The following is a 14,651-nucleotide window of genomic DNA, read 5'->3' on the forward strand; positions in this document are numbered from 1 at the left end:
CGCCGCTCGAACCCACCCGCCAGGTGCTCCAACCGCCCGTCGAGGTCATGCGCCCGGCCGCCGTCGCGGCCGTCCCGCCGGCGGACGGGCTCGGCGGCGGGGGCGTGCAGTACGAGCTCAAACTGGACGGCTTCCGCTGCCTCGCCTTCGCCCGCGGGAGCCGCCCGGCCTACCTCCAGTCCCGCAGCGGGCGCGACCTCGCCCCCGAGTTCCCGCCGATCGCCGCCGCCGTCGCCCGGCTGCCCGAAGGGCTCGTGCTGGACGCCGAGCTCGTCGCGTGGCGGGCGGGCCGGTTCGCCTTCGAGGAGCTCCTGCGCACCCGCCGGGCCCGCGCGGGCGACGACGTCGCGCTCGGGCTGATCGCCTTCGACGTCCTCGCGCTCCCCGGGCGCGACGTGCGCCGGCTGCCGCTGGCCGACCGCCGCCGACTGCTGCTCGCGGCGCTCGCGGACGTCCCGCCGCCGATCCAGCCCGTCATGGCCACCACCGACCGGGCGGAGGCCCTCGTCTGGATGGAGCGCCTCGCGGCCACCGGCGTCGAGGGCCTGGTCTGCAAGGCCGCCGGCTCGGCGTACCGGGCGCAGGGCGCGGGCCGGGTCTGGGTGAAGTACCGCCGCACCGACACCGTCGACGCCCTCGTCCGCGCGCTCACCGGCCCGGCGGCCCGCCCGCACGCCCTCGTCGTCGAACTCGACGACGGCCGCGTCCTCCTCACCACCCCGCGGCTGACCGCCGTCCAGGCCCGCCAGATCGCCGAGGCCGCCCGCCCCCACCTCGCCCCGCCCGTCCGCGACCCCACCCACGGCACCGTCCACCCGCTCGGAACCCCCCTCCGCGCCGAGGTCACCCTCACCGGCCGCCCACCGACCGCCACCTACACCCGCCTGCGGGGCGACTGAACTCCAAGGCCCTTGCCCAGCCGAGCCATTGGAGGGAAGACCGGTTCAATTCACCTCGGTACCCCGCCTGCTGGGCCCCGCCGGCCCCCATCGGCTCACTGCCTCCGCTCCGTCGCGTGGGCGAACTCGGTGACCAGGGTGTCGTCGAAGACCGGGAGGTCGGCGGGCTTGCGGCTGGTGATCAGCGGGCCGGGGCCGTCGTGGCAGACGTGGACCTCGGCGTCGACCCAGTGGGCGCCGGCGTTGACGAGGTCGGTGCGCAGGCTGGGCCAGGAGGTGAGGGTGCGGCCGCGGACGGCGTCGGCCTCGATGAGCGTCCACGGTCCGTGGCAGATCGCCGCGACCGGCCGACCCGACGCGCAGAAGACGTGCACGAAGGCGACCGCGCCCCGGTCCTGCCGCAGGTGGTCGGGGCTCGCGACGCCACCGGGCAGGACGAGCCCGTCGTACTCGGCGGCCTCCGCGTCCGCGACGACCGCGTCCACCGCGAAGGTGTCACCCGGTGCCCGGTGCCGGACGGCCTGCACCCGGCCCGGCGCGGTGGACAGCAGCCGGGGCGTGCCCCCGGCCTCGGCCACCGCCTGCCACGGGGAGGTGAGTTCGATCTCCTCCACGCCGTAGGGCGCGACGAGGAAGGCGACGGTCCGGCCGGTGAGCGTGGTGGCGGGCCAGCGCATGGCTCACCGCGGGCCGGGGCCGGTGAGCCCGAGGACGTCGACGGCCACGGGCGGCGGCGCGGAGCGCACCCGGGCGCGCGGGCAGTCGAGGTGGACGACCAGCTCCAGGTGGTCGATCCGGGCGACCAGGCCGACCGGCACGAGCACGCGGGAGCCCGGCACCCACGACCCGGCGTCGACCAGCAGGTGGTCGCCGGTGTCCTGCTCGACCCGCCCGAGCGGGCCGTCGGTCGCCTCCACCTCGTAGCCGGTCAGGCTGAGTTCGGCGGCGTGGTGGGAGCCCGGGCGGTACTCCCACAGGTCGGTGGTCATCACACCTCCGGTTGGTCCCAGGGCCGCCGCTGGCGCCCCTCGGGGCGGTCGGGGCCGTCGGGACGGTCGAACGGGTCTCGGCGCCGGGCGCCGGCACGGCGGCGCAGCAGGACGGCCGCGGCAACGGCGACGGCCAGGGAGGCCGACCAGACCACGCCGAGGGCGGCGAGCACGGCCACGGTCGGGGTCCGCACCCCGACGCTCAGGCAGATCCCCGTCATCACGAGCGCGGTCACCACCACTCCGACGGGGATCCGGCGGGCCGCGCGGCGCAGAGAGGTCCGGACGCGGCCCGGCCGTTTGGCACCCATGGCGCTCAGCTTCCGGTCGAGGCGGGTGTCCTGGCGCAGCTCGGACTCGATCTCCTCGAGGAGCCGCCGTTCCCGTCCGCTCAGCGAGGGTCCGTCCATCTCGGTCACCTCCGACACACTTCCGGTGACGTGCTCGTACCCGGGCGGTTGCCCGGTACGGGCCTGCGCTAACCGCCTCCGGGACGGCCTGTTCCCGCGCCGACGGGCCCGAAGGCCCGGGGGCGTGCGAGCAGGCTGTCGTCCAGTACCCGCAGCAGGGCGGCGGAGTCGCGGTGGACCTCGGCCGCGCCCGCGGCCCGCAGGTCACCGGCGCCGTCCCGGCCGGTCTCCAGGGCGAGGCACAGCAGCCCGGCGCGGCGGGCGGCGAGCACCTCGCGGACGCTGCCGGCGACGTACACGGCGTGTTCGGCGGTGCCGCCGACGAGGTCGAGGGCGGCCCGCACGGGGTCGCTCCCGGGGGTGGTCACGGTCAGCGCGGGTGCCCCGGCGGGGCCCGGGGCGGTCAGGACGACCGTCCAGCCCCGGGCGGCGCATTCGCGCAGCAGGTCCGCGGCACCGGGCGGCGCGGGACGCCAGTCGGTGCCGAAGAGTGCCGTCGAGACCACGGTCATGGCCCACCGCTTCCCTTCCGGCCCCGTGCGCGGACGCGGGCCGCACACGGAACGCGCCCTTCCAGGTTAGGCCTCCGCCCCACCCGGCGCGCTGCCGGCCGACCGCCGGTTTCCGCGCCCGACCCGCCGGTGCGGACGCCGGCCCCGACCGGCCCCGCCGGACGGGACGGGCATGACCCTGTCCGCACTCGGCGCATCACCAGGGGTCGGTGGCCAGGCGGGCGTGGAGGTGTTCGTCGGTGTACTCCCGGCCGGCGGGGCGGTAGGACGCGCGGAGGGTGCCCTCGTAGGGGAAGCCGCAGCGCTCGGCGACGTGGCAGGAGGCGTCGTTGCCGACCGCGTGGGCGATCTCGATGCGGCGGGCGGCCGCCGTCTCGACGGCCCAGCGGGTGACGGCGGTGGTGGCACGGGTCGCGATGCCGCGGCCGCGGGCGGCGGACAGGAGCCAGTAGCCGATCATGGCCAGCCCGTCCTCGCGGTCCGTCCACTTCAGGGCGACGTTGCCGCACAGGGTGCCGTCGACGGCGCCGGTGATCGCGAAGGCGGCGGTGCGGCCCTGCGCCCAGCCCGTGTCGCAGCGGTCGAGGTAGGCCTCGGCGGCGGCCGCGTCGGCGGCGGAGAGCGGGTTCCAGCGGACGATCTCCGGGTCGGCCGCGGCGGCGACGAGGGCCTGCGCGGTGCCGCCCGGCAGGTCGAGGGCGCGGCCCCACGGGCGGAGCGCGACGTCCCCGAGGTCGAGTGTGGTGGGGCGGAAGGTCCGCTGGTCGGTGCTCATCCGCTCTTCCTATCCCGCTCCCCGGCCGCCCTGCCAGCGAATTTCCGGCAGCGGGGCGGCAGTGCGAGGATCGGCCCGTGATCGAGCTACTGACGGCCCGCACGGCCGAGTTGGACGGATCCGCGCTGGGCGGGGCCCGGGCCCTGCTGTTCGACGTCTTCGGCGCCGACATGACCGAGGCCGACTGGCAGCACGCGCAGGGCGGCGTGCACGCGCTGCTGCGGGAGGACGGCGTGCTGATCGGGCACGCGGCGGTCGTGCCGCGGGTGTTCCGGCACGACGGGCGGGAGTTGCGGGCGGGGTACGTCGAGGGCGTCGCCGTCCGGGCGGACCGGCAGGGGCGCGGGCACGGCACGGTGCTGATGGGCTCGATCGCGGGTCTGATCCAGGGCGCGTACGACCTCGGCGCGCTCAGCGCCTCGGACGCGGCCGTCGAGTTCTACGAGCACCGCGGCTGGCAGCGGTGGCACGGCCTGCTGTCGGCGGCCACCCCGCGCGGCGGGGAGCGGCCGACGCCGGACGACGAGGGCGGAGTGTACGTCCTGCCGGGGACGGCCCCGCTGGACCTGAGCGGTCCGCTGACCTGCGACTGGCGCTCCGGCGACCTCTGGTGACGGAGGGCGGCGCAGGGGCCGGCGTACACCTCGAACGCCTTGAGCATCTTGCAGTCGTGGTCGTTGCAGCCGGCGTCGGGACTGCGGTCCGTACGAACGGGGCGTTCCCCCACCCTCCATGTCCGGACCGGCACCAGGCAGGCGGAGATCCGGTCATCCGCCGATACGGCCCTGTCGATGCCGTGCCGAATCCCCGGCTTTCGGCCGACCTGCCGGTCACCTTCCCGGCGCGACCCTCCCGACCAGGTGGAGCAGCCGGTCGAGGGCGTCCTTCGCGTTCGGCTCGGTCAGGTTGACCATGAGCCGGAAGGCGATCTTCAGCAGGGCCGGGTGGCCGAGCCCGGCCGCGCCGGCGGCGGCGAGCAGCTTCGGGCGGCCGAGCAGGTCGGCGGCGAGCCGGCCGAGCGCGAAGTAGCCGGCGTAGGCGGAGCGCAGCGCCTGCGGGTAGGCGCTCAGGGCGAGTTCGCGGCTGCGGTCGGTGCGGCGGGCGAGCGCCTGGACGATCGTCTCGGCGGCGTAGCGGCCGGACTCCATCGCGTAGGCGATGCCCTCGCCGGTGCCCGGGCTGACCGTGCCGCCGGCGTCGCCGATCAGCAGCAGGCCCTCGGCGTAGTGGGGTTGGCGGTTGAGGCCCATGGGGAGGGCGGAGCCGCGGACCGGTTCGGTGACGGCGTCGGGGGCGTACTCGTACCGGGGCGGGAGCGCCTCGCACCAGCGGCGCAGCAGGTCGCGCCAGTCGAGGTCGATGCCGGCGGTGTCGAGCACCCCGAGGCCGACGTTGGCCGTGCCGTCGCCCATGCCGAACACCCAGGCGTAGCCGGGCAGGAGGCGGTGGCCGGGACCGGTGAGGTCGCGCAGGTCGAGCCAGCCCTCGAGGTAGGGGTCGTCGTGGCGCGGGGTGGTGAAGTAGGTGCGGTAGGCGACGCCCATCGCGCGGTCGGTGCGGCGGTAGCGCTTCATGGCGAGCGAGAGGCGGGTGGAGTTGCCGTCGGCGGCGACCACGACGGGGGCGTGGTAGGAGACGGGCCGGCGTTCGTCGCCGAGCCTGGCGGTGACGCCGGTGATCCGGCCGGTCCGGTCGTCGACCAACGGGCTTGCCACGTTGGCCCGTTCGATCAGCCGGGCGCCGGCCGAGGCGGCGCGGCGGGCGAGCAGTTCGTCGAAGTCGGCGCGCCGGCGGACGGCCCCGTACCCGGGGTAGGCGGAGAGCTCGGGCCAGTCGAACTCCATCGTGCGGCGGCCGGAGATCAGGCGCAGCCCGCGGTTGTGCAGCCAGCCGGCCTCCTCGGAGACGTCGATGCCGAGGTCGGTCAACTGCTTGACGACGCGCGGGGTCAGGCCGTCGCCGCAGACCTTCTCGCGGGGGAAGGCCGCCTTCTCCAGGAGGAGGACGTCGAGCCCGGTGCGGGCCAGGTGGTAGGCGGCGGTGGAGCCGGCCGGGCCCGCGCCGACCACGATGACGTCCGCGCAGTGATCCGTCCTGGCCGGCCCGGGGCCCGGACCTGGGTCGGTCAACTGCTGCTCTGGGCCGGGCATCGCGCACTCCCACGGGTCTGATCGGCTGCTGGGTCGGCGGACCCGACGATAGGGAACGCCGGCGCCCACCGCCGCCCGACACGCGGTCCCGCCCCGACGACCGGTCAATACCGGCCACCGGGGCGGGACCTGGGAGATCGGGCCAGAGGCCCGAAGGGCAGGTCGGTGAACTCGACGCGCAGGCCGAGGTGGTCGGCGACGGCGGCGATCTCCGGGTCGAGGCCGGTCGGCTTGCCGTCGCCGTCCCGGAAGTCGACCGGCGGGTAGTTGAGGTAGGAGCCGATCCGCAGGACGCCGGCGGCCTTGACCGCCTTCGGGAGGCCGGCGCGCAGGTCGGCCTGGCTGCCGGGGTCGGTGGCGGCACCGCTGCCGCAGCCGGTCAGCAGGAGGCCGCCGAGGACGGCGGCGGCGCGGAGCGGGAGGGGGTGGGGCGAAGGGACCCTGGGCAGGGTTGAAGGTGCGGTGCATCGCGATGCGTCTTCTTCGCAGGAATGCGGGCAGGGAGACGCCGCGCCGGAGTGGCTGCCGGGGTACGCAGCGCGGACCTCGTCGCCGTGTGCCCGGTTCGGGCCGCCCCGGGGTGCGGGGGCGGCCGGTCGGCGGAGGTCCGCCGTCGGGGGCGGTCGGGGCCATCCTCGCACTCCACGCCGAGGGCGCGTGCGGCGGGCCGCATCGCGGGACGAACACGGCTTCACCACAACCCGGTGATCCGATTGTTGTAACGGACTAGTCGGAACTTCCGTCCGAAATCGGGCAAGTGACACAAACGCGCCTTGCGCCGGGTTTCCGGGTGCGGGAACTTGTGTGCCCTCCCTTCGTACGTTTCCAGCCATCTGGCCGAAAACAGCCGGGGGTTTCCTCCCCACCGTGCAGGCTCGTCCCGGCCTGCCACACCCGATGGAACGACCCATGCACATCCGCTCCACCGCAGCACGCTCGCTCGTGGCCGTCCCGACCGCCGCCGCGCTGATGCTGCTCGCCCCCGCCGCCCACGCCGCCCCCGGTGGCAAGAACGCTCCCGGCAACAACGGCACCGTCAAGATCCACGACGCCGCCACCGGCCAGGAGGACACCCGCAACGAGCCCAAGGTCTGCACCTTCTACCTGGACTCGTTCGGCTTCGACGCCAACCAGGACGTCATCTGGGCGATCGCCGAGGTCCACGGCAACGACGAGACGATGGTCGCCTACGGCGACCTGCCGGTCGACGCCAACGGCGACGTCCGCACCGACGACATCAACCTGCCGGACGGCCAGTACAAGCTCTACTGGGCCTCGGTCCCGATGGTCGACGGCGTGCCCTCGCAGGACGACCCGGCCCTGGACAACCCGAAGCACAAGGTGTTCAAGGTCGACTGCGGCGCCGCGAAGCCGTCGAAGGGCCCGACCTCGGTGCCGAGCACCCCGGCCACCGGCAAGCCGTCGGAGAAGCCGAGCGGGAAGCCGTCCGAGAAGCCCTCCGACAAGCCGAGCGGCAAGCCCTCGGACAAGCCGTCCGAGAAGCCCTCCGACAAGCCCTCGGAGAAGCCGTCCGAGCAGCCGAGCGAGAAGCCGACCGGCGCCCCCACCACCGCCCCGGCCACCAAGCCGGCCGAGACCCCGTCGGCCACCGCCGCGCCGACCACCCCGGCCGCCGGCGGCACGGCCACCGGCGCCCCGACGGCCGGCCCGAGCACCGCGCCGACCGCGACCGTCCCGGTGCAGACCCCGCCGGCCGGCACCACGGTCAACCCGGCCAAGCCGCTGATCGTGCCCGCCAAGGTCAGCGTCCCGACCCCGATCAAGGGCGCCCCGGCGTCGGACGGCAAGAAGCTGGCCAGCACCGGTAGCGACGGCACCCTGCTGTACGCGGGCGTCGGCACCGCGCTGCTCGTGGGCGGCGGCGCCCTCGTCTTCGCGCGCCGCACCCGCCGCTCCTCCTGAGCGGTCCCACGGAACGGCTGAGCCCCTGGCACCGCCCGCCCTACCGGGTGGTGCCAGGGGCTCCCCTGTCCGTCCACGGCCTCCGTGGTCCTCACGGGTTCACCGCGAGGACCACGTAGGCCGCGAGGATCGCGATGTGCACCGCGCCCTGGAGGGGAGTGGCGCGGCGCGGGATGACGGTCAGGGTGCCCACCACGACGGTCAGGGTGAGCAGCACCATGTGGGCCGGGCCGAGGCCGAGGAGGAGCGGGCCGGTGAGCCACGAGGACGCGATGGCGACGGCCGGGATGGTGAGGCCGATGCTGGCGAGCGCCGAGCCGAGGGCGAGGTTGAGGCTCGTCTGCACGCGGTTGCGCAGGGCGGCGCGCAGCGCGGCGATGGTCTCCGGCAGCAGCACGAGCAGCGCGATCACGACGCCCACCACCGAGGACGGCAGCCCGGCCGAGGCCACCGCCGACTCGATGGCCGGCGACACGCCCTTGGCGAGGCCGACCACCGACACCAGGGCGACGCCGAGCAGCAGCAGACTGACCGCGGCGGCGCCGACGGCCGGCGGGCCGGCGTGCTCCTCCTCGTCCTCCTTGGCGAGCACCCGGCCCTCGGCGGTCACGGGCAGGAAGTAGTCCCGGTGGCGGACGGTGATCGTGGCGACGAACAGCCCGTAGACCACGATCGACGCGGTGGCCGCGAAGGCGAGCTGGGTGGTGGAGAACTGCGGGCCCGGCGAGCTGGTGGTGAAGGTCGGCAGCACGAGGCTCAGGGTGGCCAGGGTGGCGACGCAGGCGAGCGCGGCGCCGGTGCCCTCGGCGTTGAAGACGGCGGTCCGGTACCTGAGCGCGGCCACCAGGATGGACAGCCCGAAGACGCCGTTGCAGGTGATCATCACGGCGGCGAAGACGGTGTCCCTGGCCAGGGTGACGGCCTTGTCGCCGCCGTCGGCCATCAGGGTGACGATGAGCGCGACCTCGATGACCGTGACGGCCACCGCGAGGACGAGTGATCCGAAGGGCTCACCGACCCAGTGCGCGATGACCTCGGCGTGGTGCACGGCGGCCAGCACGGCGCCGGCCAGGAAGCAGGCGACGACGCCCACCACCCAGCCGGGGAGGTCCCGGTGCCAGGTCAGGGCCAGGTCGACGAAGGACAGCACCGGAACGACGACGGTCCATCGCGCGGTGGCCGCGCGGAGCTTCGTGATCATGCCGCGAGGATCCCAGACGGAGAGTCGCCCGGCCGGGTGCCCGCGCCGGTCCGGCGGGGGTCGCGGCACGACTCGTCCCCCGACCTGCCTGGTCACCCACCGTAGTCGCGGAGGTACGCGAGGACCCGGTCGACGTGCGCGCGGACCCGCTCCGGGACGCCGCCCGCGGCGGCCACGGTCTTGTCGCTGGTCCGGTAGGCCGCGGTGACGAGGGCGGGGAGGTCCCGCGTGAAGCCCCGGTGCTTGAGCTGCTGGTCGAGCCAGCACACGTAGTTGCCCATCGCGGCGATCGCGTCGCCGGGGTTCAGGTAGTCCTTGGGGCCGGGGTGCGCGGCGGCCTTGCTCCAGGCGTCGAAGACCGAGGGCGTCCACATCGCGATGCCGTACTCGCCGGTCTCGGGGCGGGCGGCGTTCGGGTCGAAGCCGCTCTCGGCCTTGAGCATCGCGGCCAGCAGGACCGGGGTGACCTCGGGCTCGGGGCAGCGCCGGGCGGCGTCCTCGATCATGCCGCGGTAGGCGGCCGGGACGTCGGAGCCCGCCGGGATCGCCCCGGACGGCGGCGGCGGTGCGGCGAGCGGCGCGGCGCCGGTCGGCTCGGGGCGTCCGGTCAGGGCGAGGACGACGAGGGCACAGGCCGCCAGCCCCGCGAGCGTGGCCCGGCGCAGCCGGCGGGCGCCCGCGCGGGCGGTGGCGGTGGCGACCAGCGCGGCGAGGTCCGCGCGGGCCCGCTCCTCGCGGTCGGCGGCCAGGCAGGTGGTGACGGCGGGCCGCCAGCGCCCGGGCAGGGCCTCGTCCAGCCGCAGCGGCGCGGCGCCCCGCGCGTACGCCTGGGCGGCGAGCGAACGGGCGCGGGCGGTGGCGCCGAGGAACGGGTGCAGGCCGCCGGTGAGCAGCTGGTGGGCGAGCACCCCGAAGGCCCAGACGTCGGCGCTGGGGCGCAGGGCGACGCCGCGCGGGCCGGTGCGCTCCGACCACCACTCGGGCGGGACGTGGTCGGGCGAGCCGAGCGGCGGGGCGTAGGCGTGGGTGCCCTCCAGCTCGGCGGTGAGGCCGAAGTCGGCGAGCTTGGCGGTGCCGTCGGGCATCAGCAGGATGTTGGCCGGTTTCAGGTCCCCGTGCACCCAGCCCGCCCGGTGCATGTGGGTGAGGCCCGCGCAGACCTGGGCGAGGATGCGGTCCGCGCCGGGGACGGCCCGGCCGGGGCTCGCGGTGGCGAGGACGTCCTGGAGGCTGTGGGCGGCGCGTTCCATGACGAGGGCGAGGGCACCGTCGAGCGCGGGGTGGGCCGGGTCGTCGACGGTGGCGACGGCGAGGGTGCGGATCAGGTGGGGGTGGTCGGCGCGGCTGCTGAAGCGCAGCTCGCTGCGGGCGACCTGGGCCATGGTGCGGCGCTGGCCGGGGCTGAGCCGGGCGGGGCCGAGGAGTTTGACGGCGACCGGGGCGCCGTCCGGACCGTGGGCGGCGTAGACGCTGCCCCAGGCGCCCGCGCCGAGGAGTTCGCCGATCCGGTAGCCGGCGACCGGGTAGCCGGCCGGCACGTCGATCGGCCGGTGCTCGGGCCGACCGGCGGGGCTCACGGCCGGGTGGCCGGGTGCCGGGGTGGGAGCAGGGCCAGGTGTTCCTCCCGGACGAGGTCGAACTTCAGGGCGAGGGCCGCGAGTTCCTCGCGCTTGCCGCCGCCGCGGTCGTCGTCGAAGGGCTCGCGCAGCCGCAGCTTGGTGAACACCAGGTAGTCGATGTGGTAGTTCACCGCCGAGCGGGTGAGCCCGTGGCAGGAGGGCAGGACGCGCAGCCGCGCGACGACGTCGGTGGCGCCGGGCACGGTGGCGGCGGAGGGCGAGCGCAGGCGGGGTTCGCAGAGCGCGAGCAGGACGAGGAAGTACTTGGCGGTGGGGTCGAGGGCGAACGGGCTGACGGTGCGTTCGCCGCCGATGCCGTCCGACTCGCTCTCCAGGTAGGCGTGTTGGGGGGCGAAGACCTTGAACGAGGCGGGCTCGCCGAGCGCGGGCAGCAGGACCCGGGAGAACTCGAACGGCACGGGTGCGCCGAGCCGGCCGGGTGCGACCTTGACGTGCTCGCCGGCGCCCTCCAGGTTCTCCACGACGTAGGTGGCGGTGGCGGAGAAGTTGGACAGCCGCCAGTAGTCCTCGGCCGCGGTGACCTCGCCGGCGCGCCGGGAGACGCCCTGGTCGGGCAGCGGGATGGGGACGGCCCGGCCGGGCTCCCCGCGCCCGAACACCGCCGTCTCGCCCGGGCCCATCCGCAGCAGTCCGGGCCGTCCGGCGGGCGCCACCGCCGTTGCCCGGTCGGGCAGTTGCACGATGACCGTGTCCACGTCGCCACCTCCGTGGGTCGGGTTGATGGTATCCGTCCGATCCGTCCCCGCGGCAAGCCGCCACCCGGACGAGTGAACCGGCACGAAACCGCCGCACCGCACTGACGTTCCATCGCACCGCACTGACGCACCGTCGCAACGGGACCCTTTCCGCGCGCTGAACGTTCGGCCACGATATTGCTGCACGTAGCTGAACGGTCACCATGAGTGTGACGCAACACACATGAGACATCGCCACGATCCGTGCAAGACTCATCTCACTCAGTGAGATCCCCTTAGTTTCCAAGGAGGTTCCGATCATGCGCGCTCGGATCGCAGCTGTGATGGCGACAGTGACAGGGATAGCGGCGTTGATCGCCGGGCCTGCCACGGCCGCCACGGCCGCCACGGCGACGTCCGAGAACAACCCGGCAGCCTGCGCCGCCGTGCTCAACCACCCGTGCGTCTGGCAGGAGAAGGACGCCACCGGTGTGGCCGGTGTCGCCCAGGTCTCCGCCGACCCGGGCCAGCTGACGCTCGTTCAGGTCGAGGTCAGGACGCAGAAGGCGTGGGGCAGCCCGTGGGAGACGGTCGCGAGTGCGACCACCGTCCAGCTCGGCTCCGCCCGGGCGGTCACCCCGCGCGTCGTCACCACCGACCTGAAGATGGTCTGCGCCACGGCCGGCCCCGCGCTGGACGCGACCAGGCAGACCACCACCTGTACGTACCCGTTCGCGGGCTGACCCGCCCCCGAACGGAGCCCAGGGCCGGCCGCCGGGACCACTCTCCCGGCGGCCGGCCCGCCGCCGTCCACCGCGCTGCCGCGCCACCGGGCCATCGGGCACGGGGTGTGCAGAAAATTGGAGCTCCAGAGTCGCATTCGGTACCGTTTCGCATGTGAGGCTGACCAAGAGCACCGACATCGCCCTCCGCATCGCCATGCGGCTGGCCGTCCTCGACGAGGAGGCCAACCCGACCACCCGCGAGGTGGCCGAGGCGGTCGGCGTGCCGTACACGCACGCGGCGAAGGTGGTCAGCAAGCTGCAGCACCTCGGAGTGGTCGAGGCGCGGCGCGGACGGGGCGGGGGGCTGGTGCTCACCTTCGCCGGACGGACCGGATCGCTCGGCCTGCTGGTCCGCGAGCTGGAGGGGGTCGGCGACGTCGTCGGCTGCGAGGACGACCCGCCGTGCCCGCTGCGGGCCGCGTGCCGGCTGCGCGGGGCCCTGCGGGGCGCACAGGAGGCCTTCTTCGCGGCACTCGACCCGCTCTGCATCGACGACCTGGTGGCCTCCCCCACCGGACCGGTGCTGCTGAGCCTCTCCACCAGACCCACCGACTGATCCGGCCCCACCCAGGGTCGCGCCTTTTGCGCGGCCTTTAATACGCATCTCAGATACCAGTTTGGAGCGAGCCTGATGCTGTCCGCCAAGAACGCCGAGGTGGTCGAGGCCACCCTGCCCGTCGTGGGCGCCGCCATCGGCGAGATCACCCCGCGGTTCTACGACCGGATGTTCGCCGCCCACCCGGAGCTGCTGCGCGACCTCTTCAACCGCGGTAACCAGGCCAACGGCACCCAGCGGCAGGCCCTCGCCGGGTCGATAGCCGCGTTCGCCACCGCGCTGATCGCCAACCCCGACCGGCGGCCGGACGCGATGCTGGCCCGCATCGCGCACAAGCACGTGTCGGTCGGCATCGCCAACGACCAGTACAAGATCGTCCACGAGCACCTGTTCGCCGCCATCGTCGACGTGCTCGGCGAGGCCGTCACCCCCGAGGTCGCCGCCGCCTGGGACGAGGTCTACTGGCTCATGGCCAACGCCCTCATCGCCGTCGAGGACCGGCTGCGCGCCGAGCTCGCCGGCCCCGACGGCGACCCGGCCGACCTGTGGCGCCGGTACACCGTCGTCGCCCGCCACCAGGAGACCGAGGACGTCACCAGCTACCTCGTCCGCCCCGCCGACGGCGACCCGGTGCCCGCCGGCCGCCCCGGCCAGTACGTCTCCGTGCGCACCGAACTGCCCGACGGCGCCCACCAGATCCGCCAGTACAGCCTCTCCGGCACCGCTGACGGCGCCCTGCGCTTCAGCGTCAAGCGCGAGGCCGGCGGCGAGGTCTCCGGCCACCTGCACGACCGCCTGCGGGCCGGCGACACCGTCGAACTCGCGCCCCCGCTGGGCGACATCAGCCTCGCCGACGGCGAAGGCCCGCTGCTGCTGATATCCGCCGGGATCGGCAACACCCCGATGACCGCGATGCTCGCCCACCTCGTCGACACCGGCTCCACCCGCACCGTCGTCTCGGTGCACGGCGACCGCGACCAGCTCGCGCACGCCTTCCGCGCCGACCTCGCCCGGCTCACCGCCGAACTGCCGGACGCCGCCGCGCACGTGTTCTACGAGCGCCCGCTCGGCGAGTGGCCCGCCGAGCGCACCGGCCTGGTCGACCTGAGCACGGTCGCGATCCCGGCCGGCGCCACCGCCTACCTGTGCGGGCCGCTGCCCTTCCTCCGCGCGGTACGCGGCCAGCTGCTCGACGCGGGCGTCCCGGCGGCGGACATCCACTACGAGGTCTTCGGCCCGGACCTCTGGCTCGGCGCCTGATCCGACGCCTGCCTGATCCGTCGTCAAATGGCCGCATCCGGGCGGTCCGCCGGATACGATCCCGGCGGACCGGCCGGTCCTGCAAACGAGAGGAGAGCGGATGCGGGTCGCGCTGTTCGCCACGTGCGTCAACGACGCGCTGTTCCCCACCACGGCGATCGCCACCGTCCGTGTGCTCGAACGCCTCGGCGTGGAGGTGGACTTCCCGTCCGAGCAGAGCTGCTGCGGACAGCCGCAGTACAACACCGGCTACCGGCAGGCCTGCGAGCCGCTGGTGCGCCGGACCGCGAGGGCCTTCGCCGACTACGACCACGTCGTGACGCCCTCCGGCTCGTGCGCGGCGATGGTCAGGGAGAACTACCCCCGCATCGGCGCCAGGGCCGCCGCCGAGGGGCGCGGCACCGGGCTCGCGGACGCCTCCCTCGCGCTCGCGCCCCGGGTGTACGAGCTCACCGAGTTCCTCACCGACGTGCTCGACGTCGAGGACGTCGGCGCGTACTTCCCGCACAGCGTCACCTACCACCCCTCCTGCCACGGCCTGCGCGTCCTCGGCCTCGGCGACCGGCCGCTGCGGCTGCTGCGCGCCGTCAAGGGCCTGGAGCTGCGGGCGCTTCCCGGGGCCGAGGAGTGCTGCGGCTTCGGCGGCACCTTCGCGGTCAAGAACGCGGCCGTATCGGCGGCCATGGCCGAGGACAAGCTGACGAACGCCCTCGGCACCGACGCCCAGGTGCTGTGCGGCGCCGACAACTCGTGCCTCCTGCACCTCGGCGGCATGCTCCGCCGGCGCGGCGGCTCCCTGCGCCCGCTGCACCTGGCCGAGATCCTGGCCAGCACCGAGCAGAACCCGTGGCGGGCCGCGTGAGTGACGTCTTCCTCG

General features: G+C 74.8%; 17 protein-coding genes. 7 read left to right on the top strand and 10 right to left on the bottom strand.

Annotated elements, in window-relative coordinates:
- Window positions 1-47 precede the first annotated feature (47 nt).
- A complete protein-coding gene (locus ACWCXH_RS11745; RefSeq protein WP_449801345.1) occupies window positions 48-899 on the top strand; it encodes an ATP-dependent DNA ligase in 852 nt (283 codons plus the stop codon).
- Window positions 900-994: 95 nt separating this feature from the next.
- On the opposite strand, the gene ACWCXH_RS11750 is transcribed toward ACWCXH_RS11745, so the two are convergent.
- The 5 genes from ACWCXH_RS11750 to ACWCXH_RS11770 all read right to left on the bottom strand — a co-directional run bounded on the left by ACWCXH_RS11750 (window position 995) and on the right by ACWCXH_RS11770 (window position 3,585).
- Complete coding sequence (locus tag ACWCXH_RS11750; protein ID WP_449801231.1) at window positions 995-1,576, bottom strand: type 1 glutamine amidotransferase domain-containing protein; 582 nt, start codon at window positions 1,574-1,576, stop codon at window positions 995-997.
- Window positions 1,577-1,579: 3 nt separating this feature from the next.
- A complete protein-coding gene (locus ACWCXH_RS11755) occupies window positions 1,580-1,888 on the bottom strand; it encodes a PRC-barrel domain containing protein (protein WP_449801232.1) in 309 nt (102 codons plus the stop codon).
- Entirely contained in the window at window positions 1,888-2,298 is a 411-nt protein-coding gene (locus tag ACWCXH_RS11760; protein ID WP_449801233.1) for a DUF3040 domain-containing protein, read from the bottom strand. Before ACWCXH_RS11760 ends, ACWCXH_RS11755 begins: the two co-directional genes overlap by 1 nt.
- Window positions 2,299-2,366: 68 nt before the next feature.
- Entirely contained in the window at window positions 2,367-2,810 is a 444-nt protein-coding gene (locus ACWCXH_RS11765; RefSeq protein ID WP_449801234.1) for an HAD family hydrolase, read from the bottom strand.
- A 196-nt stretch (window positions 2,811-3,006) separates the two neighbouring features.
- The gene (locus ACWCXH_RS11770) at window positions 3,007-3,585 is read right to left on the bottom strand and encodes a GNAT family N-acetyltransferase (protein WP_449801235.1); all 579 of its coding nucleotides are present in this window, start codon (window positions 3,583-3,585) and stop codon (window positions 3,007-3,009) included.
- 77 nt (window positions 3,586-3,662) lie between these two features.
- Between ACWCXH_RS11770 and ACWCXH_RS11775 the strand changes: the two genes are divergently transcribed.
- On the top strand, window positions 3,663-4,199 hold the full coding sequence (locus tag ACWCXH_RS11775; RefSeq protein WP_449801236.1) for a GNAT family N-acetyltransferase: 537 nt from the start codon (window positions 3,663-3,665) through the stop codon (window positions 4,197-4,199).
- A gap of 216 nt (window positions 4,200-4,415) precedes the next feature.
- Here ACWCXH_RS11775 and ACWCXH_RS11780 read toward each other — a convergent pair whose 3' ends face one another.
- A complete protein-coding gene (locus ACWCXH_RS11780; protein ID WP_449801237.1) occupies window positions 4,416-5,735 on the bottom strand; it encodes a geranylgeranyl reductase family protein in 1,320 nt (439 codons plus the stop codon).
- Between the two features lie 104 nt (window positions 5,736-5,839).
- Window positions 5,840-6,376, bottom strand: a complete 537-nt coding sequence (locus ACWCXH_RS11785; RefSeq protein WP_449801238.1) for a transporter substrate-binding domain-containing protein — start codon at window positions 6,374-6,376, stop codon at window positions 5,840-5,842.
- A gap of 268 nt (window positions 6,377-6,644) precedes the next feature.
- On the opposite strand from ACWCXH_RS11785, the gene ACWCXH_RS11790 reads away from it, so the two are divergent.
- The gene (locus ACWCXH_RS11790; RefSeq protein WP_449801239.1) at window positions 6,645-7,658 is read left to right on the top strand and encodes an LPXTG cell wall anchor domain-containing protein; all 1,014 of its coding nucleotides are present in this window, start codon (window positions 6,645-6,647) and stop codon (window positions 7,656-7,658) included.
- Window positions 7,659-7,749: 91 nt separating this feature from the next.
- On the opposite strand, the gene ACWCXH_RS11795 is transcribed toward ACWCXH_RS11790, so the two are convergent.
- The 3 genes from ACWCXH_RS11795 to ACWCXH_RS11805 all read right to left on the bottom strand — a co-directional run bounded on the left by ACWCXH_RS11795 (window position 7,750) and on the right by ACWCXH_RS11805 (window position 11,194).
- Window positions 7,750-8,859: a calcium:proton antiporter gene (locus tag ACWCXH_RS11795; RefSeq protein WP_449801240.1), complete on the bottom strand. Its 1,110-nt coding sequence runs from the start codon at window positions 8,857-8,859 to the stop codon at window positions 7,750-7,752.
- 92 nt (window positions 8,860-8,951) lie between these two features.
- A complete protein-coding gene (locus ACWCXH_RS11800; RefSeq protein ID WP_449801241.1) occupies window positions 8,952-10,436 on the bottom strand; it encodes a serine/threonine-protein kinase in 1,485 nt (494 codons plus the stop codon).
- Window positions 10,433-11,194, bottom strand: a complete 762-nt coding sequence (locus ACWCXH_RS11805; RefSeq protein WP_449801242.1) for a serine/threonine protein kinase — start codon at window positions 11,192-11,194, stop codon at window positions 10,433-10,435. The genes ACWCXH_RS11800 and ACWCXH_RS11805 overlap by 4 nt, the downstream gene beginning before the upstream one ends.
- A 299-nt stretch (window positions 11,195-11,493) precedes the next feature.
- On the opposite strand from ACWCXH_RS11805, the gene ACWCXH_RS11810 reads away from it, so the two are divergent.
- The 4 genes from ACWCXH_RS11810 to ACWCXH_RS11825 all read left to right on the top strand — a co-directional run bounded on the left by ACWCXH_RS11810 (window position 11,494) and on the right by ACWCXH_RS11825 (window position 14,636).
- A complete protein-coding gene (locus ACWCXH_RS11810; RefSeq protein WP_449801243.1) occupies window positions 11,494-11,916 on the top strand; it encodes a hypothetical protein in 423 nt (140 codons plus the stop codon).
- A 154-nt stretch (window positions 11,917-12,070) separates the two neighbouring features.
- Window positions 12,071-12,514: an RrF2 family transcriptional regulator gene (locus tag ACWCXH_RS11815; RefSeq protein ID WP_449801244.1), complete on the top strand. Its 444-nt coding sequence runs from the start codon at window positions 12,071-12,073 to the stop codon at window positions 12,512-12,514.
- 75 nt (window positions 12,515-12,589) lie between these two features.
- Window positions 12,590-13,774 (top strand): globin domain-containing protein, encoded by a 1,185-nt coding sequence (locus ACWCXH_RS11820; RefSeq protein ID WP_449801245.1) that lies wholly within the window; start codon window positions 12,590-12,592, stop codon window positions 13,772-13,774.
- Between the two features lie 100 nt (window positions 13,775-13,874).
- On the top strand, window positions 13,875-14,636 hold the full coding sequence (locus tag ACWCXH_RS11825; RefSeq protein WP_449801246.1) for a (Fe-S)-binding protein: 762 nt from the start codon (window positions 13,875-13,877) through the stop codon (window positions 14,634-14,636).
- The last annotated feature ends 15 nt before the right edge of the window (window positions 14,637-14,651 follow it).

Source organism: Kitasatospora sp. NPDC001660, from assembly GCF_053596725.1.